Source organism: Enterococcus durans NBRC 100479 = LMG 10746 (genome assembly GCF_001544215.1).
GTDB classification, from domain to species: domain Bacteria; phylum Bacillota; class Bacilli; order Lactobacillales; family Enterococcaceae; genus Enterococcus_B; species Enterococcus_B durans.
Genome location: NZ_BCQB01000044.1, coordinates 1 through 22,128, shown reverse-complemented (window position 1 = coordinate 22,128; position 22,128 = coordinate 1). Strand labels below are relative to the sequence as shown.

Below are 22,128 nucleotides of genomic sequence, written 5' to 3'. Positions count from 1 at the left end.
AACCAACAGAGCTAGGGAAAGCCATTATTGAATATGGAAAAGTATACAAAACAAAGCACCAATTGCGCTATATTTCTGATGAGATTTATGCAAGACAGATTTTAGAACAGCTGAATAAAGGAGAAGCAAGGCATACATTATGTCGCCACATATTTTATGGGAAAAAGGGCAAACTATATCAAACCTATATTGACGGAATGGAGGAGCAATTGACTGCTCTTAGTACTGTGACAAATGCAATTATTTATTGGAATACGCTCTATTTAGAAAGAGTAATTGACCAAATGCGTGTAGAAGGATTTGATTGTTCAGAAGAGAAAATCAATAAATTATCACCACTTCTCTTTGAGCATATTAACTTTGTTGGTAAATACTCTTTTCGATATGATCTTTCCTTGAAAAATGGACATTTACGTCCTTTAAATACACAATAAAACTAAAATGTTCGTGTTTTAAATCCTACCGCTATTTTCTGCACGAATGTTCCAGAAGAATGTTTCTGAAGAGAAAAAGAGAAAAACAAGAAACGTTGATTTAACAGCATTTCTTGTTTTTTTCATGTCTCACTACCGCTGTTTTCTGTACGGATGTTCCAGTGACCCCTAATTGCTCATATAAGCTGTTTTAACTGTTTGACTAGCTAAATACTCACTTCTTGCAATCAAGCGTCTTACAGACGGTCAGGGCAACCCCTAACAACCCTTAAATGGAAAACCGATACTTTGTTTAACTTGTTTTTTTTACAACTTACAACAAGCTATTCAATTCAAAATCAATTTAAACCCACTTAAAAGCTCGTTTAAGCATTCTTAATTCTACCTTTGAACAAATAGATAGTTTCGAATTAAAGTCGCTTAAATCGAGTTTTAGAGCGTTTTAAAATAGAATGATGAAAAACTAAAAAGTTTCAAACGCTGGTCGGCTTGTTTCGTTAAAAAAGAGTGCAATGCGCACTTACACATCAAATAACTTGATGTCGTGCTAAACCCTAAAAACCTGTATAAGAAGTTGCCTTTGGCAACAACAAAAAATATAATATGGGGATTGGGGCAACGCCCCAAAAATAAAAAGAATCGTCTGAAACGAGGAACAAACTAAAATGTAAATTTTAGGTGTGAACGAGTGGAAGATGATTACTTTTTACCCTATGTGTGTACACACATAGTAAGTTCACCACAATACTTTATAACGTTTTTATTTACATGAGCAAAGCGAGTTTTTCCAACACGTTTAATCTAAAATATTGGCAATTTATACCATGATTTTCATGGTATATAAGTGCGCCCTTAGGAAAATAATTTGAATATATTTCAGATTTTCAATCTGACTGCTCCTGTCATCGAGCAGACCGATGAGGAAAACAAAAAGAGGACTAAACAAAAAAGTTTAGTCCTCTTTTTGTTTTGAATAGTTCTAGAAGGGGTCACTGGAACATCCGTACAGAAAATAGCGGTAGTGATTAGCTCTAAATCCATAAAACGCTTATTTAACGCTGATTATAGAATTTCCAAGATAGGAAAACACAAAATATTTCTGGAACATTCATGCAGAAATTAGCGGTAAGGAAAGCAGCATAGATTCTAAAAAACATTAGGTTTTGAAAATCAGTAAAATACGTTTTAAAAGCTTGATATAACAATGTTTCATAGTTTCAAAAAGTCATTATAAAAACGATTCTAAATAACTATTTCCAAAACCTACCGCTATTTTCTGTTTAGTTGTTCCAGTGACCCCATACCTAATAGATCGCCAACGCGTGCCATCACCTTATAAAACTGCTTCTCCGTTATATGTCGATCTGGATGGGACGTTGAGGGAAATAACCAATCTGAAGTGATATTCTGTTGGACTAGCCAATCATGATATTGTAGCAAGTCTTGTTGGACGGGCTTTAAATATAAGGTGTTTGCTTTGCCTGTCTTTTTATCATGAATAAAGACCGTATTTTTAACAGTTCCTTCGGGATTATAGACATCTGATTTTTTAACGTCATGACATCACTCACCCGTAGTAGAGTGGCTTTTCCAACTTGGAAGATGGTGTAGTTTCGACGACCAGCGCGAAAACTATCTAACAAGGTGTCCTGTACCATCTTTAATACGTTTGAGTCTTTAATTGGCAGTACAATCTGTTGAGACATCATATACCTCCCCGTTAATTAAATTTTGTCTATTTGATTGATATCAGACGGATCGTATGTTGTTGTACCATTTGGCTCATACTCTGTAACTAATACATCTTCTTCGTTTAATATCGTAGCGCCAATAATGTTTTATGGAGGGCACACCTGTCTCAGCGTGTCCTCCTTTGTTTTGCCACAAAATTAAAATCGGTGCTAGCTAACTCTCATAATTATGCGGCGGTCAAGTGGTCCCAATATGTCGTAATTATCGATACACCGATATTCAATGTCTTGACAATGTTGATGTGATGCGATAAATTACCCTTGTTGAGCAAATTAAAATTAAATGAGTTAAAAATGTGAACGATTTGTGTTTTTGCAAAGCTTTGTCTGGAAAGATGGCGTGCTCAACAACCAATATGAGGGGGGGTAGTCACGAATGCGTAGAAATTCGATGACCGAAATGAAGAGGCACTACAAGTTATATAAGTCGGGCTCCAAGGGGGTAGCGGCGGCAATCATTACCGTTAGTGCGGGAGCTATTGTGCTGAGTGGTTACGCCACACAATCAGTGTCGGCCGATACCACGTCGGCGGCAACGGTACAAACGCAAACCGACACGGAAACGACCGGACAGTCGTCCACCGCGGTGGACGACGCGCAAAATGTAGCGGACAACCACACGCAAAGTAGCACGGCTACGGAGGAGGGCACGACGCCAGCTACTACTACGAGTCAATCGCAGGCTGGCTCAAGTGCAGCCACTAGCGGCGCCACTGCCACCACTGCCACCAGTGGTGCGAGCGCGTCGGGTTCAAGCGCTGCAACCACGACGGCGGCAACGGTACAAACGCAAACCGACACGGAAACGACCGGACAGTCGTCCACCGCGGTGGACGACGCGCAAAATGTAGCGGACAACCACACGCAAAGTAGCACGGCTACGGAGGAGGGCACGACGCCAGCTACTACTACGAGTCAATCGCAGGCTGGCTCAAGTGCAGCCACTAGCGGCGCCACTGCCACCACTGCCACCAGTGGTGCGAGCGCGTCGAGTTCAAGCGCTGCAACCACGACGACACCTGCCGCTACCACCACCGCGCAGGCTACAGCCGACGCAACCGCCGATCCCGGTCCCGCAAACCAGGATACGTTGACCAAGGGGAACGTTGAGGGCTTGTGGAATGAGGGTTATCAGGGTCAGGGCATGGTTGTGGCCGTGATCGATTCTGGGGTCCAACCACACGCAGACTTGCGGTTGACTGATGATAGTACGGCGGCGATTAGCAAAGACGCCGCGGAGGCCGCTATTGCTAAGCTAGGGCACGGCACGTACGTCAACAGCAAGATTCCCTTTGCCTACGATTACGTGAACAACGATAGTGTCAACACGGGGACTACGGTGTCCGGGTCTACGCACGGTGAACACGTCGCTGGTATTATTGCCGCCAACGGGACGGTTGCCGATGGCGCTACCGGTACGTCTAAAGCGTCAGTCTACGTCAAAGGGGTCGCCCCGGAAGCCCAGATTTTGGCGATGCAGGTCATTGATGAGTTCCCGGACGAAAATGCTAACGATATTTCCCGGGCAATAAGGGACGCCGTTTCGATGGGAGCCAATGCCATCCAAATGTCACTGGGAGTTGGTGTGGCCGAACAAGATCTGACCGACGAGGAGCAAGCCGCCGTGCAGTACGCTACCGACCACGGAGTCTTTGTTTCCATCTCGGCCAGCAACAACGGCAACGCGGCCAGCATTGTGGGCTCTGATAAAAAGAATGATATTTCCACGGCGTACGTGCCGAAGAACGATTCAACCATTGCTGATCCCGGTGCCGCAGCGTCCGCGATGACCGTCGCCGCCGAGAAGAGTGCGACTGGTGCTGATTCTGAAATGGATGGATTCTCCTCGTGGGGACCGATGGCGGACTATACGCTTAAGCCGGACATCGCGGCGCCCGGTGATAGTGTGACCTCCACGGCCATTGACCCGACAACCAATACCCAAACATACGCGGTTGAGTCCGGTACTTCCATGGCTGGCCCGTACGATGCCGGTGCGGCCCTACTAGTCATGCAGAAACTCAAGGCAACCCGTCCAGAATTGCAGGGCGCGGACCTGGTTAAGGCCGTTAAGCTAGCGTTAATGAACGCGGCAGACCCAATGATTGACTTAAACTACCCGGACACCTACGTCTCCCCGCGGCGCCAGGGTGCTGGACAAATTGATGTGACCAAGGCGGGGAACTTGGACGTCGCTGCCGAGGGTACAAATAACGCTGGCTCGGTATCGCTGGGTAAAATCGGGCAGACGACCAGCTTCAACGTGACTTTAACCAATTACGGACAGACGACCCAAAGCTACACGGTCGACTACGACGGTGGGCCCCTCACGCAGGTGCGGGACACCAGTAAGGGTAATATCGTGCACGACCAGAAATTGGCAGGAGCGGCGGTTAACAGTGCTACGCCAACGTTTACGCTCGCTCCCGGTGCCAGCAAAGTGGTGACCTTCACGCTCACGTTGGATGATGCGGTTGCCGCTAACCAAATTGTCGAGGGCTACTTGACATTTAAAGCGGGAGACGACACCCAGACCATCAGTGTGCCGTACCTCGGCTACTTTGGTGACCTCACCACCGAGCAGATTATTGATGATCCGGCGAACAAGCAGGATTCAATCTTTAAGGGTGGGTACCTCGTTGATAACAACAATAACCCGCTGGGGGTCACCGACGCTGCCTCACTGAGCAACCTCGTGAATAGCGACGTAACAGGCAAGTACACGTGGGGACAGGTGCCCGTGTACATTGAGAACGGCAAGGTCTCGTTCTCGCCTAACGGAGACGGTGCTAGTGATACCGTGTACCCATACGTCTTTGCCAAGCAGAACCTCAAGGCGGTCACCATTCAGATACTGGACGCTAATGGTAACTTGGTTCGCGTGCTCGACAAGGAGAACAACACGACCAAGTCATACCTGCAAAATGGCTTCAGTCACAACTCTGACTTAGGGTTGAGCACCGACATGCGTCTGGATGCTGACGCGTTTACCTGGGATGGTCGGATTTACGACCAACAGACGGGCAAGTACATCACGGCGCCGGATGGTAGGTACACTTACCGGATTGTGACTGAGCAGTACAACGACGGGGCGGAGCAGGAACAAAACTTTGATTTACCTGTAGCCGTGGATACCGTCGCACCGACTCTGACCGGTCTGACTTACGCCGAAGGTCAGTTGACGGCCAGCTACAACGACCAGGGTGCGGGGTTCAGCCAGTTTAGTGACGCGGTGCTCAAGATTGGCGCCCAGGAGTATGGGGTGAGTCTCGATAACAACGGGCAAAGTAACGCTGGGACAATCAGCTTCAAACTGACGGCAGCGCAAATGGCCGCCCTAGCAACGAGCGATGGGCAGCTGACCTTGACGGTGACGGACGTTGCTGGCAACCACACCAGCGCGAGTGTACAGGCGTTTGCGGGTACTACTTCAGCCTCAGCAACCGATACTACCGCCAACGTCGCACCGCAGTTTAGTTGGCAAGTCGGTGACGGTAGTAATAACTATTGGCGTACGAAGGGTTTCGTGCAGGCCGTGTCCGACCAGACGAGTTTCACCGCGTACGCCCAGGTGCCGGCGGGTGTCGATTGGATTGTTTACGCAACCGACGCTAGGGCGGGCAAAGTGTTCCCAGGCAAAGTCGATACGGCTACTGGTATCGTGACGTTTAACCTGACCGAAGGGGCTCCCTACGGCGACTTTGTGGGCACCGTACTGTACCCGACCGCTAACTTTGGCGAATACAAGCGGGCTGGACGTGCTGACGGGGACGAAATGATTGTCTTCCTTGACGCTGACGGCACTGCCGGATACGGTCACTTCAGCACAACGAATCCACACACGGTGATTGCCCTGCGCGATAACGCAGACGCGGCTGCGGACGCTACGGTCACGACCGGGGCGCCAGTGCTTAGTGGGCGCGCCTTTGCGGACATTACGACGCACGCACAGCCAACTGCTGGGCTTTCCTTTGATAAGTTTAACGACAACACGTTTACGTTGGTGGGTGCTGATCAGGTGGCGGACGTTTACGACCCGCAGACTGGTGAACTGACGATTACGGGTAAGGTGGCTGATCCTGCCGGGAAGGACATGACGGTGACTGATGCTACCGAGCCGACCAAGGCGGTTGCGATTAACGCGGACGGGACGTTCAGCTTCACGGTACCATTCAAAGCCGCTGAGCAGCAGTCAGTTGGTTACCGTCTGACGACGACTACGACCAACGATGACGGTACGACGGCAAGTAGCACGGCTTACGGCGCGCTCCAGATCTACCTGGACACCGTCTTCCCAACTTTGTCCATGCCGCAAGCCGACACGTTGACGGTTGATGCGGATGGTAACTACGATATCACAACGTCAGACCCGACCTTTACCGTCACGGGCACCGTAAACGATAACGTGAATGGCTACCGACTGTACACGAACGGCGATAACGTTGTGCACCAGAAGAACATGGCTGGGTTTAACAACCACGTGGATGCGGATGCGGCCAGCTCAAACCCTTATGGGGCGGCTGACTTTAGCCAGACGTACAACCTGTTGGAGGGCGATAACTACTTCACCGTGACTGCCGTGGATATGGTGGGTAACACCATCACGAAGGTTTTCCACGTCGTACGGGTGGACGCAACTAGCGTGACACCAAAATCGCAGGGCAGTAAGGGTACCGCCATCACTAGCCCCGTGGTTGATGGTGGGCAGCGCGGGCAGGCGCAGGGCGCTCCAGACGTGCACCCTGCTGCACCTGGTTACAAGAATGATGGTCAGGGTGGCGTACAGCTAGTACCTGCCGCCATCACCAGCCCCGTGGTTGATGGTGGGCAGCGTGGGCAGGCGCAGGGCGCTCCAGACGTGCACCCTGCTGCACCTGGTTACAAGAATGATGGTCAGGGTGGCGTACAGCTAGTACCTGCCGCCAGCCAGGCAGGTCGTCCGCAGAGTGGTGCTGAGCAAGGTCAAAGCCCAGCAACTACGACTGCAGCGGCACTGCCGGCGACGGGGGAAACACACAGCCCGTTGGCCGCAATCGGTCTAGCTATCCTCAGCGTGCTGGGACTGGCTGGACTTGCATCCCGGAAGCGGCGTGTATAGTTTATATGTAGACGATAGCGGCAACATCGGGGGGGTGAAGAGGATGCAACCAGTGACCATTACTAATTTAGACCGGGTGTTGACCGCGTTGGTGCAGGCGCGCCAGCGGGGAGAACTCTCTCCTGACCAGGTGGTGCTGGATGTACGCCCGCACGAGCCCGGATCGGCGCACGTTTTCACGGTACGGGACGACGCTGGCAGGCAGCACGTACTCGTTGAACTCCGGTTTGATGAGCCCTTACCCGATAACTACGCCAGTGAAATACGCCGCCGCGGCTACCACCTCGAATTGGTGGATGGGCGGTAATCATAAAGAACTTGAAGTCGGTACACGGCGCATTGATTGCGAAGTGTGCCGGCTTTTTGCGTTTGTCTCGGCAATTGTTGGCTCTTCATCAAGTAGAGTTGATAGATCTTTTGTGAAGCATTTAGGCCTTAATTGGTCTAGGTGCTTTTATTATGCTGCTGCCTTGCTGCTCTTAGCTCTGAACCAAACCCGTTCCAGGAATATACGATTGATGAAATTGTTCCAATTCGTATAGCCGTACGCAGTGTTCTTAATCTTCTTGATGATGCCGTTAATACCCTCAAGGAAGCCATTTGAGTACTCATAGCGTAATGCATTGATGACTTGTCTCTTGTACTTCTTTAACGTTTTGATAGACTGATCCATTCGGTTTCCTAATGATCGATAGCTCTCTAGTGCGGCTGCGAGTGCTGACGCATCACGCTTTCTAACCGCTCCTATAATCTCTTGGTAGACTTCATATGCTGCCCGGAACTCCGGGCTCAGGTCTAAGCTCTTGGCGACCAGATTTACAGTTGTTTCGTAATAGCCGACGCTGGTGTGATACGTGGGTTTTATTGCTTCAAGTTCGTTGAAGTCCTTAAGAAAGATTTTCCACTCGCGTTTCATGAATCGGTATTCCTTGCTACGCTTAGATAGACCCTTCATTACTTGGATACGGACCATGTTGAGGGCGGTCGACACCATCTGGACGATATGGAACCGATCCACAACTATCTTGGCGTTTGGAAACAAACGTGGAACTAGGTTGATATATCCGGCGTTCAGGTCTAACGACACTCTGTCTGCACTTGCTGGCGGACACTGAGTGGAAAGCCTTCAAAGTACTTCGTTATTGCGTATGCCGTCCGGCTCGGTAGAATTGCGCCAATCTGGTGTCGATCGCCATCACCCCAGATGAAGCTCATTTTGTTGGTAGCTTTGAACTCATCAAAAGCCAGATGCTTCGGGAGCCATAGCTTTTGATGGTAGTTATGCTTCGCCGCTTCTTCATCAATAATCCGCTGGACGGTCTTATCAGCCACGTGGAAGCGTCGCGCAATGTCGGTTAATGGACAGTTGCTGAAGGCTTCAAATAGCACCATCTGGCGGGGGGCTGATGGTGCTACGCGCTCGGACGTAATCAGTCTCACTCTGAAAGACCGACCGGCACAACTCACAACGAAATCGCTGACGGCTAAGCTTTATATAGGTGGGACGGTAGCTGTAACTGGGCATAAGTACGCAGGTACGTTCAAACCCATAACGAACTAGTTTGCTGGCAAAGCCACAGGCAGGGCAATGCTCTGGTTGGAGTTTAAGTTCGGCATAGAAGACAAGGGCTTTAGCGCCCCGAATTTCTTCAATGACAGCGTCTTGCGTAAAGATAATGTTAGGGTCCTTGATTTCTAGAACCATTCGGATAGACTTACTTGTAAGGGACATTACACAAACTCCTATTCTCTATTCTTTGGTCGGGACAGTGAACGAGCAGAAAGTGTAATGTCCTTTTTGCGCGTTCAAATATAGAAATGGTATAGAAAAAGGAGCTGGTAGGCAAGCTGCCTATCAACTCCAAATATCGTAGCGCCTAATATTTTGATATCTTGTTGCGTATAGTTGACGGATTTACCCAACTCATCTTTCAGTTTGTTAGCCATTAGTTTTAATGTCAGATAGTTCATGCTTCCTGATAAAACTCCCCCTACGACTGGAATAACTTTGGATACTCCCTTAGCAAAAGTTGCTTTCGTTAATTTTGTTCCAAAGATAGCCAGTACCTTTTTCAATATTGTAAAGTAAAGATGCTTAGTTAACGTTTTATTAGGTAGCTGTTTTAGTGCTTGTAAGGCTAATTTATTAGATAAAATACGAATAGTTGATCCAGCGGAACTCACACCAAACATGATACCTAAGTAAAGAATTAGCGTGTTTTTTGCATCTTCCGTTAATTCGTCTTGGTTAGCCCAAATATTCTGATAGCCATATACGTATGATATTTCTTGAGCTAGTTTTAAAGAGTATCCGTAAAACTGAGCCATATCAGCAGGAATGGTTGCTGCAATAGCTACGCCACCTGGTAACCCACTTGCAAATGATATTGATGAGGATTTCAATACATTTGAATTGATAACGTTACTAGCAATACGATCAAGTTCTTCTTTTGAAAAAAAAAGCCTAAGGACCTTCCTTGAATAACTTTGGCATATCATCTATTTTGTTACTAAATGTTTTAGTTAAAAATCAGAGCGATCTACTTTGATAAAAGGTAATTTCAAAGATTCGTTGATTACATTTAATGCTACGCTTTCCTTATTTATTGCCATTTTTTTATACCTAATCTCTTATAGTTTTTATGGGTTATTATACCATATAAAATTAAAAACAGCCCCTTATATCTAACCAGTAGATATAAGGGGCTGTTTTAATAGGTTTTGTTAGGGGCGATAGTGTAATTATAGACCCTGTTTAGATGTGTGAAGATAATTTATCCATCATCTTTATTGACTTCTGAGCACTCACTTCTTTCAACTGCCTTTGTAATCACAAATCTTAATTTGGTTAAATATATTGATTTATTGTGTGTCTGATTACGACTAATTATTTTTTGACTGATAACTATCACTAACAGAATTGCAAAAATTGAAGCCATAAAGTAAAAATCACTTTTAACTGTTCCGCCAAATAGATTACCTCCAGTGGTTAATGCTATCGGTGCAACAAAAGATCCCGCATTGCAACCAATTAATATCATTGTATTTATTGCGTTCTCTTTCCCACTCGGAGCAGTTTCAGAAATTGTCTTAAATGCATATGTACCAATAAGTGGCGAACCTATTCCTGAAATTACACTCCCAAGGCATACTAGCCATAAATGACTCTGTGGGATAGTTAAACTTCCAATTAAGAAAGCCACTATGCCACTTGGGACGACCCACCAATGAAGCAAATTATAAATTTTGCCAAAGAAAATACCGACTATCATCGCCATAGTTGTTTTCATTGCTATGATAATACCTGATAATGTTCCAGTTCCTATTTTTTGCTCCACTAATAGTTTTGGTAATTCCACATTAGTACCAGTATCACATAAAGTTACCAACATGAGAAATACAAAGCCTATCTGTTTTTTACCATGACTTTCATTACTACTATTATTTTTTTTAAGATTATTTTTATCGGTTTTTGATTGCACTTCAGGTACATACTTCCAAAAAATAAATGATATTGGAATTGCCCAAACATAAATTAAGAAGCCAAAACGCCATCCAAGTAACAGCAAAGCTCCCATCATAAGACTAGCCAATGAATATCCTAATTGTTCCATGGAAGTTCGAATACCCAACAATTTAGTTTTTGCGCTACCACTATAAAGTAAATCAATAACAGTAATTGCCAAAGAATTAAAAAAACCCACTCCTACACCAAAGACAATCCTAGAAATTAATATTACATAGTAATTATCAATAAAGAAAGGTACCACACCTGTAAAACCGGCCAATAAAAGCCCTAATATTACAGTTTTTTTGATACCTATTTTTTTAGAAATAAAATTTGCAATTATTAAGGAAATGACAACTGAAAATTGTTATACAGTACTTAAACTTTCAATAGCAGCCTCTGAAATATTATTATAATGGTTACTAATATCTGGCAACAGCGGAGAAATTGCCGGTCCTGTTGTGATAATAAGGGAAACGCTTAAAACCGATATTTTTGTTAATAAGTTTAATTTATTTTGTTTATTCATTCATATCAACCTTTCATTTACAAGAATAAAAGCAACGTTTAATATTTTTTAATGTTCTAAAAATATTAATTCAATGTCTCTAATTTGCTTTGCCGTTCTCTCCTTTAATAAAATAACTGCTTAGCTTTTTTCACTAAGGAATTTTCTAACTTTCACTATCTTTAACATCTCATTTGCAAACATCTGGTAATTGAACTTTCAGATCATCAATAATTTCTTTTAGCAATCCATTTCTATATAAGTTTTTTTGATGTTATTAGTTTAGAACCACCATATATTAATAATTCAGATCATACTGTTCATTCGGAAAGTTCAACTGATAATAGTCAAAATAAGTCTCTATGTTCTCCCAAATAGTATAATTTAAATTTTTCCTAAATACTATTTATTTTTGTTACAAAACTCGGTTTATTGCTTCCATATTATTGTCTAATACGAAAAATTTTTTAACAGTTATTATAACGATGACCAGCCCGAAAACTATCTAGTAAGGTATCTTGAACCATCTTAAAACATTTGAGTCTTTGATCGGGAGTACGATTTGTTGAACCATAAAACATGTATGCCTTTCTGACAATAAATAACCATTATTTTGTCGGCGTCCGATTTCGTGATGTCCGCTTGTAGCAAGGGGTTCAGCCGTATTTATAAATCAAATGGCTAAAGTTACTTTGTCATTTTTTAGATTAACCAGTCAATCGAAAAGAAGAGAAGAAAAATTATCGGGATAGGCAAAAGTCTGGCAACCCAAATATTGATATTAGGATCTTGAGATAGTACATGGTATAGCCATTCGGCAATTAAAAAGGGCACCTATTCCGCTTATAATGGCTTTGATGTTTTTAAACATGATATTCCTTCAATTATTGATGTTAATATAGAATCTATTATATCATATGATTTGTCAAATTAAGCTAGAATAAAATGCTTCTTGTACATAGCTCAAAAATATTTCGATTGGTGTTCTGTAATTCAATGATTTTCTTGGAATATGATTACGTTGATTGCTGACACTGGAAATAAATGTCTGATTCACTTCTCTAAAATCCATTGATTTCGGCAGTCCATTACGACGCAGAATCCCGTTAGAATTCTCGGGTTCTGTTGCAAAGTTTTCCAAAAAATCTATTTTAGTGTAAAAATTGAGAAAAAAGACAGAGAGGACAGAGTAATGAATCATTTTAAAGGCAAACAATTCAAAAAAGACGTCATTATTGTCGCTGTTGGTTACTACCTGCGTTACAATCTAAGCTATCGTGAAGTTCAGGAATTGTTATATGATCGTGGAATAAATGTTTGTCATACTACGATTTATCGTTGGGTACAAGAGTACAGCAAAGTCCTCTATTATCTTTGGAAGAAGAAAAATAGACAATCCTTCTATTCATGGAAAATGGACGAAACCTATATCAAAATTAAGGGACGTGGGCATTATCTTTATCGTGCAATTGATGCGGACGGCTTAACCTTAGATATCTGGTTACGAAAGAAACGGGATACGCAAGCAGCCTATGCTTTCTTAAAACGACTCCATAAACAGTTTGGTGAGCCGAAAGCAATTGTGACCGATAAAGCACCTTCTCTTGGCTCCGCCTTTAGAAAGTTACAGAGTGTGGGTTTATATACTAAGACAGAGCACCGAACTGTGAAGTATCTTAACAATTTAATAGAACAAGACCATCGACCTATTAAACGACGAAATAAATTTTATCAAAGTCTCCGTACAGCCTCTTCCACGATTAAGGGCATGGAGACCATTCGAGGAATATATAAAAAGAACCGAAGAAATGGAACGCTCTTCGGCTTTTCGGTGTCTACTGAAATCAAGGTATTAATGGGAATAACAGCCTAAGATATTTGGAGTTCAGAGAGGACGCGTTTGATTTTCAAACTTCGCAACAGAACCATTTTAGGAATTTGAGTAGTGTCATTTGATAAAAATTTCTCAAGCAGCATTCTTAAATGGATTAGTGTCAAATTATTGTTTTCGTTTCTAAAACATCCTTGTATAGCAAGATAGCTTGTTGAACATCATGATGTTCAACAAGGTTGTAACGTTTTTTTGAGTGTTGTTGTCTTCGGATATCGAATTCAAACAATCACTACTTATCACTAACAAGTCAATTATCAGATTGAACAGAAAAGTGGATTGACAGCTGAAGCAGTTGCAGAGCTCAAAGATTACTCAAATAAACAATTTCAAGGCTAGTATATGATACAAAATTCATCATTAGGGTAAAAAGAAGTGTTTGGAGATACGGTACCTTATACGATAAAAGCGACCTATCCATTTTTATTTCTGCTAGACAATATCTCTGTGAAAATCGGAATTGAAGGGTAAGTGCCTTCTCAAGTGAGTTGAAGATATTGGAAAAGATTTTTCCTTAGTGTTACGGCTCGTTTTCAGTTTAGTCGTGGGTGCGCTTCTTCTTAGAGTAGTCATTTATTATCAAGACATCATAAAAGTTGCATGGAAACAGTGGCGGATACAGCAAAGCATAGGAATGTGAAAGAAATAATAATAGTATTATCGCTATAAATTGTTTATAATTTAGATGGCAGTATCAAATCTTAGGTAGTGCTATTTAAATTTTGTTTAAGAATAGATATCATGTTTTTTAGAGGAGGGAAGAAATGAAGAAGAAGAAATCGGTCTGGTTTATGATGGTTGCTATTTTGATGGGCTTTATCCCGCAAATCTTGACTGCTTATTCGAGTATCGCACAGGCTATAGAAACTCAGCCGGATAAAATCGTAGATCAATCAGGTTTAAAAGTTAGTTCCTCTGTTTCATCAGATGGAAATTCTTTAAATTGGAAATTACAGTATGAAAAAGATGTCGCAAGTGATGGCAATGATCAAGCACTGAAATTCAAAGTGACGGCTGATGGAGAAGCAATAGCTTTTAATGAAGATGCCAGTTTTGCTACTAATGATGACCAATGGTTTGCGGAAAAAGATTTTTCGAAACAATCGCAGGGTTCTCTTTCATTTACAACGGTGCTAAATGTCTCCAAGGTAGCTCTTGAAATTCAAGCCGATGCAACAAAAACGGATGAAACACAAGCTGTCACTATTAACAAGAATATTTTGACTAGTGCGGTAGAAGGTCCGCATGCGTTGAAATTACCAGCAGTGGCTACACAAAAAACGACAGAAGTAAGTGCTACTTCTCAGACAACGGCTGAAGAAACCACTAGTAGCCAAGCGACCGAAACGACGACACAAACGGAAGAAGCCAGTGAAGCAACTGAAGGAACAATACAAACTTCTGATGATTCGACTATGGTAGGGCCTCAACAAAACTATTATCGTTCTTCAGCAGCTTCTACTTATGATGTGAGTGCTTATAATGATCCTTTTAAGTATACACCTGATGGAGGACAATACCCGTCTCATGACACGAATCAGTATACGAAATCAGATTCAAGTGACATGATTAAAAACTATAATTATGGTTCTGCAGGAGATTCAGATAGTAATGTAGAAATTCAAAATATCCTCGAAGGTAATCTTAATTTTGATAATGGCTATCATGCTTACGATGTAGGGAATAACCAAAATATTAATTTGAAGAAAATCGTTATTCCTACTGATAATCCCACTCAATTTCAAATTCAACTAGATATCATTGGGGGGGCTTTGAAGGCACGTAAAAATGTCGACGTTGCTTTTGTCGTTGATAAGTCAGGGAGTATGGCTACTAATAATAGATGGAATAATTTAAAGTCGGCCTTAAATACATTTGCTCATGGTCTATTAGATGATAATCCAGGTGGAAGTGTCCAACTTGGAATAGCAGGCTTTAGTTCAGTTCAAGAAAGAAGAACCCATGTTCCTTATGGAAAAGTAGGAAATTTTGGTGGCACTCAAGGAAACTACACTGGATTTACTACAAGCGCCGATGCCTTTTTGAATCATGCGTTATTAAATGAAAGCCCAAGTGGGGGAACACCAACTTTCTTAGGATTAGATGCTGGCTTAGAACTTTTAACTAATAGCCAATATAACGGAAGAAAAGACGCCCAAAAAGTATTGATTATTTTAACAGATGGATTACCAACTTGGGGACCAACTACTACTTATACTAGTAGCAGTAGTGGAATTCGTCAGAGTGGGATGACACGTTCTTCTGACAATAATGGTAGAGTAGAGACTTTTAAAGCAACTAATACTACTCTTTATATTGGAAATGGATCAGAGACTGGACCAGATATTAGTACAGTCCGAAGTAATACCATTTCTCACGGAAAAAAAAGAACCGAACAAAATCCTGAAATTGATCGCTATGCCATTGGCTTTGGAGTAACAGATGTTAATGATATCTTAGATGCTTTAGGACCTCAAGGAAAATATTCAGCAACAAGTCACACTGACTTAAATTATGTATTGAATCAAATCAAGAAAAAAATTCAAGATGTGAATGCTCTGATTCGTAATGCTAATGTTTTTGATCCGATGAGCAAGTATGTAGCGTTAGATACTAGTTCAGTTAAAACGCAAGCTTTAACATTAAAAACAAGCTCACCTAAGTCGTTGAATGTAACGACAGGGACTCAACCAGATTATGTAAATGGTGTTACCGTGGATACACGCAACAATTCGGTAAATTTATCCAATCTTACTTTATCTGGAAATGATACACAGCGAGATGGCTTGCGTGTGACTTATACTGTTTCTCTCAGAGAAGAGTATCAAGATGACAAGTTCTATCCGGCAAATGGACCGACTTATTTAGCGGACAACCAATATAAAGATCAATTTGGCTTTGCGGTTCCATCAGTTAAAGTGCCACCACAAAAATTTGACATTGAAGCAGAAAAAATCTGGGACGATGAGGATAATCAGTGGGGAACGCGTAAAGAAGTGACCCTACAACTACAACAAAAGAGTGGCAATGAAAATTGGGCCAATGTTTCTGGGAAAACAATAACTATTAAAGCAAATGCAACCGGAGATAGCCTGAAAGGGAAGTTTTCTGATGTACCCGCTTATGACAGCTCTAAAAATGTGCTTGAGTATCGAGTAGTCGAAGAACGAGTTAATGGGTATGAAGAAGCTAGCTATTCTCCAACATCTATCAATGTAAATTCGGATAAGAAACTTTTACAAGTCACCAATAAGTTGCTAAAAACTTCTGTTACATTTACGAAAGTAGGGAATGATGGTAAAACGCCGTTAGCAGGTGCTGGCTTTACTTTGTACAAAGCAGACGGAACAACGGCTATCGGTAAAGAAGTGACATCGGATGACAATGGTCAAGTTACTTTTGACATAGAGTTACCGATTGGTAAATATGTTATCAAAGAAACCACGACACCCTTGGGTTATGAGACACAAGATCCGATTGAAATTATGATTGCTGATGCAGATGGTAAATTAACTGTTTCTGGTATCAAAGATAATCAAGTAGTCAATCTTTTGAAAGACTTTGAATTAATCGTGACTAAGAAAGACAACCTCGGGAAAGATTTGAAAGGTGCCAAGTTTAAATTAGTAGGTAAAGATTACTCTAAGGAACTCGATTCTGATACGAATGTCTTTAAATTTACTGGCTTAAAACCCGGTGAATATGAACTGATTGAAACAGTCACACCGGATGGCTATGTTGGATTGAAAGATTCAATTAAGATCGTCATTGATCAAGACGGCAAAGTCACCATTGATGGGAAAGAACAAAAAGATGTTATTACCACTGATGGCAATGTGATTAAATATAATGTTGCTAACCAACAAAAAGGACTTTTGCCATCTACTGGTGGACAAGGCATTCGACATTTAATGGAATTTGCACTACTAGTGATTGGTTTATCGGCTCTTGTCGGTGGCATTTATGTCTACCGTAATCGAAAGGAGTTGAACTAAGATGAAGAATAAATCATTGTTCATCAAAATCACCTTACTTCTTTCAACTTTGCTGGTAGGGATCTTTACGGGGCAACAAGCCTTTGCGGATGACGGGACGATCGATATTGTGATCCACAAACAATTGTGGGACCAAGCACCTGATGCAGCTATTCAAAATACGGGAGCGGCCGATCAAGATATCAAAGATCCAATCGAAGGGGTCGGCTTTACGATTTATGACATTACAGAGGATTATTATAAATTGGTCAAAGGCTCTGACGAAACAACAACTATTCAAATGATTCAAGAAAATGTTGCTGATTATCAAAAAATTATCAGAGAACAAGGCCTGACTGATGAAAAAGGCACAATCAAATTTACCCAACTACCTAAAAGCAGTGGCGGTAAAAATGCGGTTTACCTGATTGTTGAAACGGCATTGCCTGATCCTGAAAAGGTAAAAGTCGAAAAAGCGGCCGAACCCTTAGTAGTGGCTTTACCAGTATATGAAATGAGCACAGACGGTAAAACCTATACGGACAAAGAATTAGCTACCGTTCACCTTTATCCTAAAAATGTGGGAACAATCGTTGAAAAGCCAGTGACACCAACTAAACCTAAAAAACCAAGTAAACCGAAGAAACGCTTGCCACAAACAGGTGAAGCAAAATCCTTCCTAGGTATATTGGGGATTCTTTTGATCGGTACGGCGATCATTTTATGGCGGAAATACTCTGTACGAAACAATTAATCAAAGGTACAAAAGACTAAGGTCTATTGGAATATTGTACAAAAAATCAAGGAGGGATTAGGAAATGAAGAAATTATGGAAAACACTTTTTGCAGCACTACTTGTAGTACCTTTATTCACCGGCGTGTTTGGTGCGAAAACAGTAAGTGCTGCTGAAGCAACAACGACAAATGTAACGATCAATAAACGAATCTGGAAAGATGGCGAAGCTCCAGCACAAGGTTCCATGCAAAATACTGGGGAAGAAATGGACTTTGGTGGAGCTCCACTTAAAGGAGCCGGCTTTACAGCCTATGATGTAACAGATGCTTATCTTGCTCTGATTGCAGATGGTAAGTCACAAGCAGAAGCAACAAAAGAAATTGCTGATAATGCGTCAGATTACACAACTGTAGCAAAAGCAGAACAAAAAACGGATGCCAATGGTCAAACAACTTTTGAAGGACTTGCTTTAAAAGACGACGACAAAGATAAAGTCTATATGTTTGTTGAAACAAGCACGCCAGGCAATGTTTCCGTAACGACAAAGGCCGCTCCAATCGTTTTAGCAATGCCAATCTATACGTTTAAAGATGGCAAATATTCAGATACAATCAATACCAACGTTCAAGTCTATCCAAAGAACGAAACCAAGACTGATAAAAAAGAAGTTGCCAATTTAGATAAGTTCACTGAAGTTAAGGGTGCTGATGGAAATGTTTTATATCATAACCTTACAACTGGCGATGAAATCGAATATAAATTAACTTTAAATATTCCTGCGGACATTCTGGAAGATGGCGTCACTTACTCTGTAACTGATACGCCAACTGCTGGACTTGCTTATGTAAAAGATTCTTTTGCAGCAACTGGTTTAGTAGCTAGAACTGACTATGAATTAGCTGAAGATTCTGCAACTGGCGGATTTACTGTTACTTTGAAACAAAGTGAAAATGTAGGAAAATTAGCTGGTAGTCAATTGATTGCTACTTACAAAATGAAATTAACTGCTGAAGTAAATCCTGACGATTTAGTAAACAATAGTGCCCAAGTAACAATTGGTAACAACCCTCAAGATAAAATTACACCACCAACGAAATTTGGTACAGGTGGTTATAAATTCGTCAAAAAAGATTCGCAATCTGGTGCAACCTTATCCGGTGCGGAATTTGTCGTAAAACAAGGCTCTAACTTTGCAATATTTGAAGATGCTAAAAACACTAAAGGTGAATATATCTTTAAAGAATGGACGACTGGTGAAGCAAAAGCAACGAAAATCGTTTCTGACGACAAAGGTGAGTTGAAAGTAATTGGTTTGAAAAATGGTGACTATCAATTAGAAGAAAAAGCGACTTCAAGTGATAAATATGTGTTACTTGATGAAGATGTCGATTTCACTGTTGAACACGGTCAATATGGCAGTCAAAAATTAAAGTCTGTTCTTAACACGCCTAAAGGTCTGCTTCCATCAACAGGTGGTAACGGGATCTATGCCTTCTTACTTATCGGTGCTGCTCTTATGATCGGTGCTTACGCTTGGTTCAAGAAATCTAAAACACAAGCTGAAGTCTAAGATATAGTTTTAAAATAGGGAGAAGGCAGCTTCATTTCTTGAAGTTGCCTTTTCTTTCTTTTAAATAGGGAGAAGGAGGTGCAAGCATGGATCAGCGCCAAAAAAACGAACGGATCAATTTGATTTTAAAACTGCTAATGGCGATTTTATTTACGACCGGTGCCATTATTTTCAGTTATCCCTTTTTGGCCAATGCGGTGAATTCCTACTATGACCAAAAGATGATGGAAAAAAATTTGGCTGAGATGGCCGCAACAAATACCAAAGAACAAGCAAAGAGGCACCAAGAAATGGCCGAAAAAAATAAAGAGCTAGCTGAAAGTAAGAACATGACCAATATTCCTGGCATGGGACTGGTAGAAGACCCGTTTGAAAATGCGGTCGATGATGCCAAAGATCCGGGTAAAGCCTATTATGAAGAGCATACCGTGGGTGCTATCTATATTCCAAAAATTTCGGTCAGCTTACCTTTATTTGATGAAACCAATGCTGCTCTTTTAGAAAAAGGCGCGACGATTTTACAAGGAACGTCTTATCCGATCGGTGGCAATAGTACCCATTCGGTGATCTCAGGCCACAGTGGCTTGACGGAACGTAAACTTTTTACAGATTTAGAAAAGTTGGTGATTGGCGATGATTTTTATTTGACCATTGCTGGGGAAAAATTGGCTTATGCGGTCGATGACATCCAGATCGTTTTACCGTCGGATATCGACAAAGTGGTCATCCAACCGGGGCGGGACTTGGTGACCTTATTGACTTGTACACCTTATGGCATCAATACCCATCGTTTATTAGTCACTGGACACCGTGTACCTTATGTGGAGGAAATGGCGGAGGAAGTGACCAGTACCAAAAAAGCGGTCGAACGGCGTTTTCGCTTGTATTTACTACTGATCCCGCTTTTCTTTGCCATGATTTTCTATTGGATGTATCGCAAGTTCGTCTATTATCAAAGTGGCAAACACAGTTATGACTTTTGTTTTTACTTATTGGAAAATGGTCAACCCAAAGCAGGCGTGACTTTTACCTTAGTCCGTAAAAAACGCTGGGCAACAGATGTCACTAGCCAACCAGTTGCTGTAAGCCAGGTGGATGGATGGGTGTCTTTCCCTGAGATCAGAGGGGGTCGTTATTATGCCAAGGCGATCGATGGGTCGACAAAACCAGTTAAGGGCAAGGTCCGCCGTTTAAAAGATCGGCAGTTTGTTTTAAGCCACGTCACGAAGAAAAAGCACGGTAAGAAAGTTACTTATTATCTGGAGAATGGAGCGAAAAAATGAAAAAAAATCGGCAAGTGATCTCGCAAATTGCGATCATCCTCATTTTTATGGTCGGCATCTTGACCATGCTCTATCCTTTTTATGTCGATGCGTTGAATAATGTGATCGATCAAGTGCGCGTCGATCGCTATTTGAAGGAAAGCCAGAAAGAATTTGAAGCCGAACGCAAGCGACTGGCGGAAGAAAATAATAAATTGAGCGACAGCGGGTTAGCTCCGGGTGCCGATCCGTTTGCGAATCCGAATGGTGGTACGGTTTCATCTGCTTATTACAAAAAGCATTTGATTGGGACCATCAATCTTCCTGATTTGGCCATTGAGTTACCGCTATTTGATACGACCAATGATGATTTATTGGAACAAGGTGCGACGGTCCTAGATGGCACGTCCTTTCCTGTTGGTGGCGCAAGTACCCATGCGGTGATCTCGGCTCATCGTGGCTTGCCAGAACGGGAACTCTTCACCAATCTGCCGGAGCTTAAAAACGGTGATATTTTTCTGCTAAATGTCTTAGGGGAAACCTTGGCTTATGAAGTGTTTGACAGCCAAGTCGTGACACCAGATCAGACTTCGGTTTTAAAGATCGAACCAGGCCAAGACTTGGTGACGCTCATGACCTGTACCCCTTATATGATCAATAGTCACCGTTTGTTAGTCACAGGAAAACGCGTGCCATATACACCGGCTGCCGAGAAAAAACAAGTCAAAGGCGATCGTTTTCGTAAGTTGAAACAAATCGCTATCTTGGGGGGGACGGCCCTGTTGATCTTAGCCGCTATTTATCAATTGTATCATGTGATCGCCCGTTACCGATTGCGGAAAGTGCGTTTTGATTTCACTGTTTGCTTAGAAGGCGTGGCAGAACATACGCCAATCGCACTCTATGATAAAAAAGGGAAAAAAGCCCTGCGGCGTAATGGAAAAGCCTATCAAGAACTAACAGATCAAACCGGACAAGTCACTTTTACCGATCTACCAGGGGATTGCTATCGTTTGAAATTGGGCAAGAGTTGGTTGGTGCAGTTTGGTTTGAAGAAAAAAAAGAGGCCATCCAAGATTTGGAAGATAAATAAGAAAAAAGTTATGTTAAAAGAAGAAAGAATACTAGAAGTCAAATAAAAAATGCTCATGTTATCAAATGATTTAAATCCATAAGATACACGTTTCATTGTTTAATATGGGTATTCTTAGCTTCTTGGTGTTAGTATCAAATCTTAGACAGCTTTTCGTAGAGACAAGAATAAATTAAACTTATCTACGAGAGGATGAATTTTTATGACCCGATATGAAGAAAATTTTAAACAAATGATCGTTGAACTGAATCAAACTGGACGTTCTGTTCGAGGGTTAGCGAAAGAATATGGCTTATCTGAAGT

General features: G+C 42.3%; 11 protein-coding genes and 4 pseudogenes. 9 read left to right on the top strand and 6 right to left on the bottom strand.

Annotated features, from left to right (window positions below; genetic code table 11):
• Positions 1-434, top strand: a 434-nt coding sequence (locus tag ED2_RS11245; protein ID WP_164703927.1) for a Tn3 family transposase, incomplete at its 5' end; no start/stop codon positions are given.
• Between the two features lie 1,290 nt (positions 435-1,724).
• Here the strand turns inward: ED2_RS11245 and ED2_RS15100 are convergent.
• A pseudogene (locus ED2_RS15100) lies at positions 1,725-2,140 on the bottom strand (tyrosine-type recombinase/integrase); the annotation flags it as partial.
• A gap of 421 nt (positions 2,141-2,561) precedes the next feature.
• On the opposite strand from ED2_RS15100, the gene ED2_RS11235 reads away from it, so the two are divergent.
• Both ED2_RS11235 and ED2_RS15735 read left to right on the top strand, forming a co-directional pair.
• Positions 2,562-7,283 (top strand): S8 family serine peptidase, encoded by a 4,722-nt coding sequence (locus tag ED2_RS11235; RefSeq protein ID WP_060789802.1) that lies wholly within the window; start codon positions 2,562-2,564, stop codon positions 7,281-7,283.
• Between the two features lie 43 nt (positions 7,284-7,326).
• Positions 7,327-7,590: a hypothetical protein gene (locus ED2_RS15735; RefSeq protein WP_008271158.1), complete on the top strand. Its 264-nt coding sequence runs from the start codon at positions 7,327-7,329 to the stop codon at positions 7,588-7,590.
• A 150-nt stretch (positions 7,591-7,740) separates the two neighbouring features.
• Here the strand turns inward: ED2_RS15735 and ED2_RS16545 are convergent.
• The 5 genes and pseudogenes from ED2_RS16545 to ED2_RS15085 form a co-directional block, all read right to left on the bottom strand.
• A pseudogene (locus ED2_RS16545) lies at positions 7,741-9,015 on the bottom strand (ISL3 family transposase).
• 158 nt (positions 9,016-9,173) lie between these two features.
• Positions 9,174-9,896 (bottom strand): annotated as a pseudogene (locus ED2_RS11210) (bacteriochlorophyll 4-vinyl reductase); the annotation flags it as partial.
• 161 nt (positions 9,897-10,057) lie between these two features.
• Positions 10,058-11,143 carry an MFS transporter gene (locus tag ED2_RS11205; RefSeq protein ID WP_286011834.1) on the bottom strand — a complete coding sequence of 362 codons (1,086 nt, stop codon included), beginning with the start codon at positions 11,141-11,143 and terminating at the stop codon, positions 10,058-10,060.
• 15 nt (positions 11,144-11,158) lie between these two features.
• Complete coding sequence (locus ED2_RS16115) at positions 11,159-11,320, bottom strand: hypothetical protein (protein WP_229018008.1); 162 nt, start codon at positions 11,318-11,320, stop codon at positions 11,159-11,161.
• A gap of 904 nt (positions 11,321-12,224) precedes the next feature.
• Positions 12,225-12,416, bottom strand: a pseudogene (locus ED2_RS15085) (IS30 family transposase); the annotation flags it as partial.
• A 75-nt stretch (positions 12,417-12,491) separates the two neighbouring features.
• Here ED2_RS15085 and ED2_RS11200 point away from each other — a divergent pair.
• From ED2_RS11200 to ED2_RS11175, 6 genes are all read left to right on the top strand, one after another.
• The gene (locus ED2_RS11200; RefSeq protein ID WP_016177626.1) at positions 12,492-13,172 is read left to right on the top strand and encodes an IS6-like element ISS1N family transposase; all 681 of its coding nucleotides are present in this window, start codon (positions 12,492-12,494) and stop codon (positions 13,170-13,172) included.
• A 782-nt stretch (positions 13,173-13,954) separates the two neighbouring features.
• Positions 13,955-17,185, top strand: coding sequence for a SpaA isopeptide-forming pilin-related protein (locus tag ED2_RS11195; protein ID WP_060789800.1), 3,231 nt, complete (start codon positions 13,955-13,957; stop codon positions 17,183-17,185).
• 1 nt (position 17,186) lies between these two features.
• Positions 17,187-17,918 (top strand): pilin N-terminal domain-containing protein, encoded by a 732-nt coding sequence (locus tag ED2_RS11190; RefSeq protein WP_002375439.1) that lies wholly within the window; start codon positions 17,187-17,189, stop codon positions 17,916-17,918.
• Between the two features lie 64 nt (positions 17,919-17,982).
• On the top strand, positions 17,983-19,470 hold the full coding sequence (locus ED2_RS11185) for a SpaH/EbpB family LPXTG-anchored major pilin (RefSeq protein ID WP_016177629.1): 1,488 nt from the start codon (positions 17,983-17,985) through the stop codon (positions 19,468-19,470).
• A gap of 86 nt (positions 19,471-19,556) precedes the next feature.
• Positions 19,557-20,753: a class C sortase gene (locus ED2_RS11180; protein WP_016177630.1), complete on the top strand. Its 1,197-nt coding sequence runs from the start codon at positions 19,557-19,559 to the stop codon at positions 20,751-20,753.
• Complete coding sequence (locus tag ED2_RS11175; RefSeq protein ID WP_010724946.1) at positions 20,750-21,871, top strand: class C sortase; 1,122 nt, start codon at positions 20,750-20,752, stop codon at positions 21,869-21,871. The genes ED2_RS11180 and ED2_RS11175 overlap by 4 nt, the downstream gene beginning before the upstream one ends.
• The last annotated feature ends 257 nt before the right edge of the window (positions 21,872-22,128 follow it).